This window comes from Vibrio sp. QJM3NY_21, from assembly GCF_057785975.1.
Genome location: NZ_CM173513.1, coordinates 914,776 through 927,742, shown reverse-complemented (window position 1 = coordinate 927,742; position 12,967 = coordinate 914,776). Strand labels below are relative to the sequence as shown.

General features: G+C 45.9%; 13 protein-coding genes. All 13 read right to left on the bottom strand.

Annotated features, from left to right (window positions below; all coding sequences use genetic code 11):
• The gene (locus AC3CID_RS04225; protein WP_488526989.1) at positions 1–2,178 is read right to left on the bottom strand and encodes a chemotaxis protein CheA; all 2,178 of its coding nucleotides are present in this window, start codon (positions 2,176–2,178) and stop codon (positions 1–3) included.
• Positions 2,179–2,187: 9 nt separating this feature from the next.
• Complete coding sequence (locus tag AC3CID_RS04220; protein ID WP_017076811.1) at positions 2,188–2,919, bottom strand: protein phosphatase CheZ; 732 nt, start codon at positions 2,917–2,919, stop codon at positions 2,188–2,190.
• A gap of 106 nt (positions 2,920–3,025) precedes the next feature.
• Positions 3,026–3,394, bottom strand: coding sequence for a chemotaxis response regulator CheY (gene cheY, locus AC3CID_RS04215; RefSeq protein ID WP_016767062.1), 369 nt, complete (start codon positions 3,392–3,394; stop codon positions 3,026–3,028).
• A gap of 42 nt (positions 3,395–3,436) precedes the next feature.
• Positions 3,437–4,171 carry an RNA polymerase sigma factor FliA gene (locus AC3CID_RS04210; RefSeq protein ID WP_017076812.1) on the bottom strand — a complete coding sequence of 245 codons (735 nt, stop codon included), beginning with the start codon at positions 4,169–4,171 and terminating at the stop codon, positions 3,437–3,439.
• Complete coding sequence (locus AC3CID_RS04205) at positions 4,164–5,051, bottom strand: MinD/ParA family protein (protein ID WP_004736216.1); 888 nt, start codon at positions 5,049–5,051, stop codon at positions 4,164–4,166. The genes AC3CID_RS04210 and AC3CID_RS04205 overlap by 8 nt, the downstream gene beginning before the upstream one ends.
• Positions 5,052–5,064: 13 nt before the next feature.
• Complete coding sequence (gene flhF, locus AC3CID_RS04200) at positions 5,065–6,666, bottom strand: flagellar biosynthesis GTPase FlhF (protein ID WP_114633110.1); 1,602 nt, start codon at positions 6,664–6,666, stop codon at positions 5,065–5,067.
• Between the two features lie 27 nt (positions 6,667–6,693).
• On the bottom strand, positions 6,694–8,793 hold the full coding sequence (gene flhA / locus AC3CID_RS04195; RefSeq protein WP_004736214.1) for a flagellar biosynthesis protein FlhA: 2,100 nt from the start codon (positions 8,791–8,793) through the stop codon (positions 6,694–6,696).
• A gap of 212 nt (positions 8,794–9,005) precedes the next feature.
• Positions 9,006–10,136, bottom strand: coding sequence for a flagellar biosynthesis protein FlhB (gene flhB / locus AC3CID_RS04190; RefSeq protein ID WP_004736213.1), 1,131 nt, complete (start codon positions 10,134–10,136; stop codon positions 9,006–9,008).
• Positions 10,137–10,145: 9 nt separating this feature from the next.
• A complete protein-coding gene (fliR, locus tag AC3CID_RS04185) occupies positions 10,146–10,928 on the bottom strand; it encodes a flagellar biosynthetic protein FliR (RefSeq protein WP_004736212.1) in 783 nt (260 codons plus the stop codon).
• A 6-nt stretch (positions 10,929–10,934) separates the two neighbouring features.
• Positions 10,935–11,204, bottom strand: a complete 270-nt coding sequence (fliQ, locus tag AC3CID_RS04180) for a flagellar biosynthesis protein FliQ (RefSeq protein ID WP_004736211.1) — start codon at positions 11,202–11,204, stop codon at positions 10,935–10,937.
• Between the two features lie 11 nt (positions 11,205–11,215).
• Positions 11,216–12,145, bottom strand: coding sequence for a flagellar type III secretion system pore protein FliP (fliP, locus tag AC3CID_RS04175; protein ID WP_081009018.1), 930 nt, complete (start codon positions 12,143–12,145; stop codon positions 11,216–11,218).
• Entirely contained in the window at positions 12,132–12,548 is a 417-nt protein-coding gene (fliO, locus tag AC3CID_RS04170) for a flagellar biosynthetic protein FliO (protein ID WP_102503988.1), read from the bottom strand. The genes fliP and fliO overlap by 14 nt, the downstream gene beginning before the upstream one ends.
• Positions 12,548–12,958: a flagellar motor switch protein FliN gene (fliN, locus tag AC3CID_RS04165; RefSeq protein ID WP_004736208.1), complete on the bottom strand. Its 411-nt coding sequence runs from the start codon at positions 12,956–12,958 to the stop codon at positions 12,548–12,550. The genes fliO and fliN overlap by 1 nt, the downstream gene beginning before the upstream one ends.
• Between the last annotated feature and the right edge of the window lie 9 nt (positions 12,959–12,967).

Genomic DNA, 12,967 nt, shown 5'->3' with positions numbered 1-12,967 from the left:
TTAAATTCTTGACGCAGCTGCGTACTGCTTCAACAAGTCCGGCACATCTAGAATCAATGCAATGTGTCCATCACTTGTAATTGTCGCGCCTGCCATTCCTGGCGTTCCCTGTAGTAGTTTATCAAGTGGCTTGATGACTACTTCTTCTTGACCAATAAGCGTATCGACAACGAAACCAACACGTTGACTACCAAGCTGTACGATAACAACATGTCCGTGCCCTTTGCGCAATTCCACAATACCCGCTTTGGGTGCTAGCCAGTTTTGCAAGTAGAACAACGGAATAGACTTATCGCGAACGATGATGGTCAGCTGGCCATCAACCACGTTAGTGCGGCTGAGGTCTAAGTGGAAAATCTCGTTTACAGAAGCCAATGGCAATGCAAATGGATGACCAGCAACACCGACCATCAAGGTTGGCAGAATCGCCAGCGTCAATGGAACCTTGATCGTGATCTTGGTGCCTTGTCCCATCTCTGAATCAATATCAATCGAGCCATTCAGTGTGTTGATCGCTGTTTTCACAACGTCCATGCCTACACCACGACCTGAGATATCCGAGATTTTTTCTTTACTTGAGAAGCCAGGAGCAAAGATAAGATTGAAACATTCTTTGTTTGATAAACGAGATGCGGCATCTTCGTCCATCAGACCACGTTTAACCGCAATAGCACGCAACGTATCAGGGTCCATGCCGCCGCCATCATCAACGATAGCCAGTTCAATGTGGTCACCTTCTTGCGAGGCGGAAAGAATCACTTTACCCGTTTGTGATTTGCCAGCCGCAATACGGGCTTCAGGCATTTCAATACCGTGATCCACAGAGTTTCTCACTAAGTGAATCAGAGGATCGGCAAGTGCTTCAACTAAATTCTTATCAAGATCCGTTTCTTCCCCGCGCATTTCAAGAACAATGTCTTTCTTCAAACTACGAGCAAGGTCGCGGACAACTCGTGGGAAACGACCAAAAACTTTCTTGATCGGCTGCATACGAGTCTTCATTACCGCACCTTGGAGGTCTGCGGTAACAACATCTAAATTCGAGACAGCTTTTGCCATCTCTTCATCGTTACTGTTTAAGCCAAGGCTTACAAGTCGATTACGAACCAACACCAGCTCACCCACCATATTCATGATGGTATCCAGTGTTGACGTGTCGACACGAACTGTAGCGTCGGCTTGTTGTTTCTTCGCTGGTACTTTAACTTCAGCTTTCGCTGGTGCTTCTTTAACAGCGACCGGTGCAGATGGCTTAGGCTTAGGAGCTACTTGTGGAGCAGGCACTGGTGCAATAGGCTTCGCTGCAGCAGGTTTAGTTGCTGCATCTAGCTCTTCAATAGTTGGTCCATTACCTGAACCATGTAACTGGTCTAGTAGCTTCTCAAACTCTTCGTCGCTCATCAGGTCATCACCTTCAGACATCGCCGAAACGGGTGCGGAAGAAGGTGCTGGAGGAGGAGGCGCTGAACCTACTGCCGTCGGGCTCTTGCCCGCACCATGCAGTTCATCTAATAACTTTTCGAATTCGTCATCCGTAATATCACCACTCTCAGCAACTGACTGAGGAGCAACAGGAGCTGGCGGCGGTGTTGATACAGAAGATGCTGTTGGTGAACCACCTTTACCATGAAGCTCATCAAGCAGACGCTCAAACTCATCTTCAGAGATATCATCCACTGAAGATGCACTAATGCTTGCGCTTTCGACGATCGGTTCAGCAGGCGCTTCAAAAGCGGGTTCAGCGATTACTGGTGCTGGGGCTTCTACTGGATCAGCTTCATCGGTCGACTGTGGTTTACAGAGGCGGTGAAGTTCATCCAATAAAGCTTGATCAGCTGGCACTAAAGGTTCCTGATCTTGCACGGCTTGAAACTGTACATTAACTGTATCTAGAGCCTGCAGCATCGTATCCATCAAACCTGATGTTACGCTGCGCTGGCCGTTTCGTAGAATGTCGAACACATTCTCAGCACCATGACAAGTATCCACCAGCTCAGTCAATGCTAGGAAACCAGCACCACCTTTTACTGTATGGAAACCACGGAAAATAGCATTTAATAGGTCTTTGTCGTCAGGGTTATTCTCAAGCTCTACCAGTTGTTCTGATAGGAGTTCAAGGATCTCTCCTGCTTCGACTAAAAAGTCCTGAAGAATATCTTCGTCTAAATCGTAGCTCATACGTTACCTTTAAAATCCAAGACTGGATAACAAATCGTCGACTTCATCTTGAGATGCAACAGCATCTTCACGCTCTTCTGGGTTCAGAATCGGACCTTCAGGCGCGATAGATGCTTTCTTCTCTGACTCTGGAGTTGGCTCTGTTTGATTCGCACCGAATACGGTGAGAATCTCGACCAAACGTCCTTCAACCTCATTCACCAAGGTAATAACTTTGCTAATTATCTGCCCAGTTAAATCTTGGAAATCCTGAGCCATCAAGATTTCAGTCAATTGTCCACGTAGTTCAGTACTATCGCCTTCTACTTGGACAAGCAATCCATCAATGCGGTGACATAAAGCTTTAAATTGTGCCAGCTCAATGCGGCCATGCATCAGTTCATTCCATTGAGGCCTTACTTGAAGTAAACACTCGTGTAGGTTGTCTGCAATTGGCATACAACGATCGACAGCGTCCATCGTCTTATTTGCCGCAACTTCCGTTTTATCAATGACATACTGAAGGCGATCCCTTGCGTCAGGGATTTCATCATTTGCGATAACGCTGATGCGCTCATCGAAATTGAATTGAGTCAAAGAGTCATGGAGGTCGCGAGTCAAACTTCCTATTTCTTGAAGCATTGGATTGTCTTGAAGACTAAAATTGTCTTCATAAATGCTTCTAACAAGAGAATCAGCATCTTGCTGCTCATCGTTCTCAAGCAGCTCTACTAATTTTTTTGCTTGTTCTAATGAAATCATCCTGAGTTCGGCCTTACTCCGCATACTTTGTGCGCTTAGGCTATCGAGATAAACAGAGAACTTATCGGTCAGTGTTTGCCTAGAAGTGCCTAAAACTTATTGATGCTTATAAGCGATCAAAAATCTTATCAAGTTTCTCTTTCAGCGTTGCAGCAGTGAAAGGCTTCACAATGTAACCATTAACACCCGCTTGCGCTGCTTCGATGATCTGCTCACGCTTCGCTTCCGCAGTGATCATAAGCACTGGAAGGTGCTTAAGTTCTGCATCTGCGCGAATGTGTTTAAGCAGGTCAATACCTTGCATGCCTGGCATGTTCCAGTCAGTTACCACGAAATCAAATTCGCCTTTTTTCAGCATAGGTAACGCGGTTAAGCCATCGTCTGCTTCTTGAGTGTTGTTGAAACCTAAATCGCGAAGTAGGTTTTTAACAATTCGGCGCATCGTTGAAAAATCATCAACAATGAGAATTTTCATGTTTTTGTTCAAATTAGCCTCCACTGAATAGAATCAGTGTTGTTAGTCGTTCTGTGTCCAAGCACTTAACTTAGTGCGTAAACGCTGCATAGATTGGCTCAGTATTTGGCTGACACGAGATTCGCTGACACCTAGTACTTCCCCAATCTCTTTTAAATTGAGTTCTTCGTCGTAATAAAGCGAAAGCACAAGGCCTTCCCTTTCCGGAAGTTGTTTTATCGAATCGATCAAAGCTTGACGGAATGACTCATCAGCAACCCCTTGAAAGGGCGTATTATCTTGAGAGTCTTCATTCGGAGATATTACATCATCTGAGACGCCTAAATCTTCGATCCCGACAAGTCTTGAGCAATTAATATCAGTTAAAGCGTTGTGGTACTGGTCTAAACTCAGCCCCATGTGCTTTGCCACTTCGGCATCACTTGGGTCGCGATTGAGGGTACCCTCTAATTCCGCGATTGCACTGCTGATTTCTCGATTGTTTTTATGAACCGATCTCGGTACCCAGTCACCACGGCGAATGTCATCCAACATAGCTCCGCGAATCCGAATACCTGCATACGTCTCAAAGCTTGCGCCTTTGGTACCATCATAGTTTTGTTGCGCTTCAATCAAGCCAATCATGCCAGCTTGAATTAAGTCATCAACCAAGACATTAGGCGGTAATCGCCCCAACAAGTGATGAGCGATACGTTTAACCAACACAGAATACTTCTCAAAAAAAGCCTGTTGGCTATTGTGATTAGCATGTTGATCGTAAGTAAGCGCTTTATTCACCAAATGGTTCCTCTATAAATTCAGTACGATTCAGCAGCCTTTCAACAAAGAACTCCAAGTGTCCACTTGGCGTTTTTGGTATTGGCCAGGTCAATGCTTTATTAGCCAAAGAGCTGATTGCCAATGCAGCTGGAGAGCGAGGGTACGCATCTACTACGATTTTCTGTCTCTTGACTGATTGACGTACTTTATCATCTAAAGGAATACATGCTACGAGTTCGAGGCTCACATTCAAGAAGCGCTCTGTGACCAAAGTCAACTTTGCAAATAATTCTCGGCCTTCGCGGTAGCTTCTGACCATATTTGCAACAATTTTGAATCGCTGAACTTGGTGCTCTCGGCTCAAAAGCTTGATCAGTGCATATGCATCTGTGATTGAGGTAGGCTCATCACAAACCACAACAACCACGTCTTGCGCCGCTCTTGAGAAGCTAATTACCATGTCTGAAATACCCGCAGCGGTATCAACCAACAAGATATCCATCTCATCTTCAAGCGAACCAAATGCACGAATCAACCCAGCGTGTTGAGCGTGTGAAAGTTCAGTCATGCTTTGTGTGCCAGATGTCGCTGGAATAATTCTAATTCCGTGCGGCCCTTCGACAATCGCATCCTTAAGTTCACATTCGCCAGCCAACACATGACCCAGGTTTCGTTTAGAACGAATGCCCAGCATGATGTCTACGTTAGCCAGCCCTAAGTCGGCATCCAGTACCATGACTTTCTTGCCTTGGCGAGCCATACAAATAGCCATACCTAACGTCACATTCGATTTACCAACGCCTCCCTTACCACCGGTTACAGCGATAACTTTTGTGAGTGAAGGCTTGGTTAAGCGACGGAGGCCGCTAGCTTGATCGTGTATCATATTCTCATTCATATTTATCCGCCGCCTAGAGCCCTTCAGAATCGCTATTCCAGTAATGAGGTTCATTCTCTGTAGATTTTTCTAATAACTCATTAGCCTTAGCAATCATATACTTTGGCTGAGCTATGACGATATCTTCAGGAACTCGTTGACCATTTGCTATGTAAGCAACTGGTAATGCATTTTGTATTACCACACTGATGAACTCACCCAAGCTAAGGGATTCATCCAGCTTAGTCAGGATACATCCCGACAACGGGATTCTTCTAAAGTGTTCAATGGTTTCTTGTAGTACTTTGCGTTGTGCAGTTGCAGGCAACACAAGGTAACTATTGATAACGGAACCACTCTCTTGCATCAATGTGTCTAACTGCTCAGATAGGCGAACATCTCGTTGTCCCATGCCTGCAGTATCGACCAGAATCAGGCGACGATTACGTAACTGATATATTACATCGGCCAATTCACTAGAATCTTTAGCAACTCTTACAGGACAACCCATAATTCGACCATAAATCGATAACTGCTCATGTGCACCTATACGATATGTGTCCGTTGTCACTAGTGCGACGTTGTCGGCGCCATATTCCATGGCTGCGCGTGCTGCTAGCTTAGCAACCGTCGTTGTTTTACCTACGCCAGTCGGGCCCAATAAGGCCACAATACCACCGCGTTTTAAAATATCTTTTTGCGTTACCGAGATCTGGTCAGCAACCAGTGCTAACAAGGCCTTCCATGCACGTGCAGGCTTGGTATCTTCAGGGATGTAGCAAGCCATTTGATCGGCAAGTTCGGCAGATACACCCATACGCTCAAGGCGTTTGATAAGCATTGCTCTGAGCGGTTCACGACGCTCAACTTCTTGCCACATTAGCCCTGATACTTGATGCTCTAATAGACGACGAATTGAGGTCATCTCTTCACGCATCGTCTCCATTTCTGCATCTGAACCTTTCGACTGAGGGTTCTCACGACCACGATCATAACGGGTAGGATCCAAACGAGGTGCTGGACGCTCTACTCTGCGGTCTTCGGCAATCAATTTAGATAAGCCTGTTTCACGAGCAAATGCTGAATCGAGGCTCCCGTGAGTTTGTTGGTTACCGGAAGACTGCTGATTACCGGAAGATTGTTGACTGCCAAGAGACGGCTGGTTGCCGAGAGACTGACGATTACTATGCGGCTGCTGATTGCTATGTGGCTTATGACCCGTGCTGGATTGGCGATTAAGCAATGCTGACAACGAGTCTTCGTTTTCTGCACGGTGTTGTGGCTCATCATCGGCACCATGACTGTATTGCTTTAGCATATTCGCAAAGCGTTTGGTCATTGAGCGTCCACCTTCAGCACTTGCCTGTAGGCTAACCTTGTCATCGTCTAATTGACGACGCCCTGCCGGTGCTGCGGGCGCGGCCATTTGCGTATATTGGCTTTGCGCAGGCTGCTGAGGTTTATTTAATCTCTGGCTCGCTGTCGACGGGCTAGATTCGCCATCAATAGCGGCAACAATTTCCACGCCACCTGCGACCTTTTTGTTAGACATGATCACCGCTTCTGAGCCAAGTTCTTCTTTAACTTGGAGCAGTGCGGTTCGCATATCTTTTGCAAAAAATCGTTTAATTTTCAATTCGATCGTCCGTTCTAATTAGGCGGCTTAATTACCAACAGCTTGTACTATACGTATCTGCTTTTCGTCCGGTATCTCTTGGTAAGATAACACTCTCAAGCTTGGGATCGTGTTCTTCACGAACTTAGCCAGAGTTGAACGCAATACACCAGAGGTCAGTAGCACTGCTGGCTCACCTTTCAGCTCTTGCTCTTGTGTGGCATGGCTGAGTGAGGTCTGTAAACGTTCGGCTAAACCAGGTTCAATACCAGCAGATTCTCCGCCGGATGCCTGCATGGTTTGATGCAAGATTTGTTCCAGCTCTGGGATCAAGGTTATCACGGGCAACTCTGGCTCTATGCCATTGATTTCTTGAACAATTAGTCGTTTCAAAGAGATACGAACAGCCGCCGTAAGTATGTCAGGTTCTTGACTCTTACTTGAGTACTCCGACAAAGTTTGGACTATTGTTCGAATATCACGAATTGGAATGGCTTCATTCAATAGGTTCTGTAGCACTTTCACAACGACGCCAAGCTGTAATTGGTCCGGTACAAAGCCTTCTACCAGCTTAGGCGTTGAACGGCTAAGCATCTCAAGTAAGTTTTGTACTTCTTCGTGACCAATAAGTTGTGATGCGTTATTCGTTAGCTGTTGACTGAGGTGAGTGGCCAACACGGTTGATGAATCAACAACCGTGTAACCTAAGGCTTGCGCATGTTCACGCTGCTCTTCACGAATCCACACGGCTTCTAGACCAAAGGCAGGGTCAATCGTCGGCTCACCATCGATCATTCCATACACTTGGCCTGGGTTAATGGCTAATTCCATATCCGGCTTAATCTCAGCCTCACCAACCGCAACCCCCATTAAGGTGAGTCGGTAACTGTTTGGCGTCAATTCTAGGTTATCGCGGATGTGTACTGCTGGGATCAAGAAACCAAAATCTTGAGACAGCTTCTTACGCACCCCTTTAACGCGTTCAAGCAGTTCGCCACCTTGGTCTCTGTCAACTAGAGGAATCAAGCGGTAGCCAACTTCTAAGCCAATAATATCAACAGGCTGAACATCATCCCACGAAAGTTCTTTCTGAGAACCCGTCTCCCCACTCGCTTCAACCGTAGCTGGAAGGTTGGGTTGTTCGGCTTTTTTCTTGTTCTTTTTATCAATGTAATAGGCACCTGCACCTGCAACGACAGCAAGGCTCAAGAACGAGAAATGCGGCATACCCGGCACAATACCCATGATGCCAAGGATAGCGGCGGTGATCATCAAGGACTTAGGATTGTCGAACAATTGGAAGAAGAGCTGTTGCCCCATATCTTCATCAGTATTTTGACGCGTTACCATCATCGCAGCAGCGATAGAAAGCAGTAGAGAAGGAATTTGAGCAACCAGACCATCACCGATAGTCAGTAGCGTGTAGATTTCGATTGCTTCACCAAAACCAAGGTCAAACTGAACCATACCAATACTCAGGCCACCAATAATGTTGATGAACAAGATCAAGATACCAGCGATCGCATCACCTTTAACAAACTTAGATGCACCGTCCATTGAACCGTAGAAATCGGCTTCTTTGGTCACTTCAAAACGTCGAGTACGAGCCTGATCTTGGTCGATCAAACCTGCATTTAAGTCGGCATCGATTGCCATCTGCTTACCCGGTAAAGCATCAAGGGTAAAACGTGCACTTACTTCCGAGATACGACCCGCACCTTTGGTGACAACCATGAAGTTGATGATCATCAGGATCAAGAACACCACCAAACCAACCGCATAGTTACCACCGATAACCACGTTACCAAAGGCTTCGATAACGTTACCGGCAGCGTCACCACCCTCATGGCCATGGAGCAATACCACACGTGTCGAAGCAACGTTCAAGGCCAAGCGGAGCAGAGTCGCAATCAGGAGTACGGTCGGGAATGCAGCGAAGTCTAAAGGCCGACGGGTATAAACCGAAACCAATAGCACAACCATAGACAGTGCAATGTTGAAGGTGAAGAACATATCCAACAAGAAAGCTGGAATGGGCAACACCACCATAGCTAGCGTTGCAAGCACCATAACAGGCGCGCCAATCGCAGGCATGGCACGGTTAGGAATTTTAGGTAGCTTGTCCGCAAAAGGCAGGGTGAATTTCATAAATCTAGGCAGTTTCGCTATGTTGTAGCTATCTCACTAAGCAGATTGAGGCCTAGGTCTAAGCTATGTTGCTATGGGCTAATATGTTCGGAATTGATATAGCAAACACTGTACCAACATCTCACGTCAAATTATCGCCATCACCTCGGAAACAAGAGGGGTAGCTAAGTTGCTATTATCAGGGTTCATCAAGCTGAGCTCAAGCAATTGATCTAATGTCGTAAATCAGGTGGGATCGGCATATTAGAATCTTGCAGTTTTGGCCTCTCTCCACCTTTTTTTCGGTATTGCTTAAGCTGGAAAACATATGCAAGCACTTGTGCAACTGCCGCAAACAGACCGTCAGGAATTTGTTGTTCTAGCTCTGTGGTGTGATAAAGCGCCCTAGCCAATGGCGGTGCTGGAATAATATAGATGTCATTTTCTCGTGCGATTTCACGGATCTTCATCGCCATGTGATCGACACCTTTAGCAACCACAATTGGTGCCTTATCTTGATTCTGCTTATAGCGCAGCGCCACTGAAAAGTGTTCCGGGTTGGTCACAATCACATCCGCTTGAGGGACATCAGCCATCATACGTCTCTGAGCCGCTTCTCTCTGCAACATACGAATGCGCCCTTTCACTTCGGGCTTACCTTCAGTGTCTTTGAATTCGTCTTTGACTTCTTGCTTGGTCATCTTCAGCTGATCGGCGTGTTGCCAGATCTGGAATGGGATATCAATGGCGACCACGATGAGTAGAGAACAACTGATCAACAGAATGAAGTTAAGTAAAATATCTAAGGCATGGAATATATTCTGTGGGTACACATCCATACTCAACTGCATCAAATCGTGTTGAGAAGCTTGAATCAGATAAATGGCCATGCCCGATACCAAAGCCACTTTCAAGATAGATTTGAGCAGTTCAACCCAGCTTTGTAAGCCAAACATACGCTTGATACCACTCAAAGGATTGAGCTTAGATGCCTTTGGCATAGCCGCTTGCATTGAGAAATTGACCCCACCAACACCCGCAGCACCAATCACAGCAGCAACGAACAAAGTGATTAGAATCAAGAACAGTGGAAACAACAAGTTTACTAATGCGCCACCCGCTATTTCCAGTAGCTTGTTAGTATCAAAAATCTCGTCACGACTGAGTGAAAACAGGCGTTGCATAGCCTCGAACAAAGCCTTCGCCATCGATTCGCCAAACCACATTAAAGAAATCGCACCGACTATCAATACCGATGCTGACGCCAGCTCTTTTGACCTTGCAACCTGCCCTTTCTCTTTGGCCTGTTGCAAGCGTTTGGGCGTGGCGTCTTCTGTGCGTTCTTGACCGTCTGACTCTGCCATTTCAGTCTCCTAGCAATCTAACCGGATTAGACGACATATCTGTTGCTCGCCTTGTATCCAAAATAGCTCATAGTGGCTAAACAATCCGCCAAGGATGTACCAACAAAGTAACAGACCCACGAGTAGCGCAAATGCAAAACCCAAAGAAAATATGTTTAGCTGAGGTGCCGCACGTGTCATTACACCAAATGAAAGGTTAATCGTCAGCAGCGCAATAATACCCGATAACGACATCGCTAATGCTGTTTTGAACATGATTCCAAGCCACAATGCCAGCTCTCTGAAATCGACGGCGGTTAAAGAGCCACTGCCAATCGGCAAGGTTTTAAAACTGAACACCACCAATTGCAGCATTTTCAAGTGGCCATCGGTCGCCAAGAAAAACATGGTCGCCAACAGCATGAACAGTTGGCCAAGTACTGGCGTGTTCTGACCGTTCGCAGGGTCAACCATAGAGGCAAAGCCCAAACTCGATTGCATACCTAGAATCTGACCGAGCATAACAAAAGTTTGAATCAAAAACTGAGTAACAAACCCCATGGCGACACCAATCACGATTTGTTCAAATACCGTCAAGAATCCTTGGAAGGACAGCAGCTCAATCTCTTTAGGAACTGCTGGGATTGCGGGCATCACAGCAAAGGTGATCGCCAAACCTAAATACAGACGGATACGCGGCGACACAAAGCGTGCCCCTGTTACCGTCATCACCATCAGCATGGCTGAAATGCGAGTGTATGGCCAAAAATAATTGGCTAACCACTCTAATACAAGGCTCGTTGGGTATTCCATATTGGTTTAATACAGAACTTGCGGCAAGCGTTCGATGAGTTCGAAAAAAAACTCCATCATCATCTGAGTCATCCAGTGAGCAAACATCATCAACGCCAATAACGTCACGATCAAACGCGGTAGGAAACTCAATGTTTGTTCGTTGATAGACGTCGCAGCTTGGAAAACCGCTACGACTAAACCAATCAATAGGCTAGGAATAATAATGGCACATACCATTATCAGTACCATCCAAAGTGCATCTCGGAACAACTCTACGAATATTTCAGGATTCATTATTCCCCCAGCTACAAGGCAAAACTGCCGGCGAGAGTGGAGAGTATCAAGTTCCAACCATCAACAAGAACGAACAGCATCAACTTAAATGGTAACGATACAATCATCGGTGACAACATCATCATACCCATAGCCATCAATACCGAGGCGACCACCAAGTCGATGATTAAGAAAGGTAAGAACAGCATAAAGCCAATTTGGAAAGCCGTTTTCAACTCCGATGTGATAAACGCTGGAATCAGAACCGCCATAGAAACATCTTCAGGGTTAGTCACTTCCGCACCCGATATCTCAACAAAGGTTTCTAGATCTTTGATTCGGGTTTGTTTGAGCATGAAAGACTTGATCGGGCCTTGAGCAACGTCGAACGCCTGTCGTGCCGATATTTGTTCATTGAGATAAGGCTGAACCGCTTGCTCATTCACTTGATTGATCACTGGTGACATGATGAAAAAGGTCAAAAATATCGCGATCCCAATAATCACTTGGTTTGAAGGCGTTTGTTGGAGACCCATTGCCTGACGCAAAATAGACATCACCACCACAATACGGGTGAACGACGTCATCAAAATTACCATTGCCGGCAAGAAGCCAAGCATGGTCATTAGGGCCAATATCTGTAAATTGATCGAGTAGTCTTCACCGCCATTGGCGTTGGTTGTCATGGTAAAGGCAGGGATGCCACCACCATTACCCGTTAAACTACCAGTCGTCATGGTTTGCGATTTAGCTTGGTCTTGTTCCATCGTGCTGATGGTAACCGACTCTGAGCCTGCTGTATTCGCTGGAATGACGGTGCCATCTTCAGCCTGTGCAAATACCGACACACTGAACACTAAAGAACAGAGGAGGATGAGCTGAACCAACAACGCTTTTACCACTCGAAAAGATCCGATTTGGCAAAGGTAAGATGAGGTAAAAAGTCCGTTACTTGTTTGCATCTTTTTTAATTAGCTGGGAAAGCTGACTTGAAAATGTACTTTTTTCCAGCATCTCCTGAGTAAGAGGTTTATCGAGCTTAGAGATCAGCTGAATCGACTGTGTGGTAATACCTACTAAGAACTGTTCATCACCTGCTTGCACAATCGCAATACGTTCTTTAGTACCAACAGGAATTTGCCTAACAATAGCCAAACCTTGTTGATTCGACATCGCAGGCACTTGCATTCGCTTGAGTAACCAAGCAATAAATAAAATGAAGGCGATAACGAAAATCAGCGACCCAAAAGTGGTCGCTAAATCAAGAGAAGGAGGCGCGGCAAAGGCAATAGAAGGCGTAGACAACAGCCCTATTCCCAATATTCCGCGAGACGAGCCCACCAATCTTTTTGGCGAAAAGCGCATTAACGTAGCTTCTTAATTCGTTCTGTTTGGCTAATTACGTCAGTCAGACGAATACCAAATTTATCGTTCACCACAACCACTTCTCCGTGAGCAATCAGAGTACCGTTAACCATCACGTCTAGTGACTCACCAGCAATTCTATCGAGCTCTACAACCGAACCTTGGTTCAATTGAAGTAAGTTACGGATACTAATCTGAGAACGGCCAACTTCCATCGAGATAGTCACTGGGATATCCATGATGGTATCCAGTTTACGACGCTCATCTTCAGAAATCGGAGACGATGAATCGGTTAGTTCATCAAGTGGTGCCGCAAGCACATCATCAACATCAATTGACGGTGCTAAAGGGTCTTCACCAAGTGCAGCAGCCCATTCGTCTGCTAGCTTTTGATCTTCACTAGGTTCCATTACCAATTC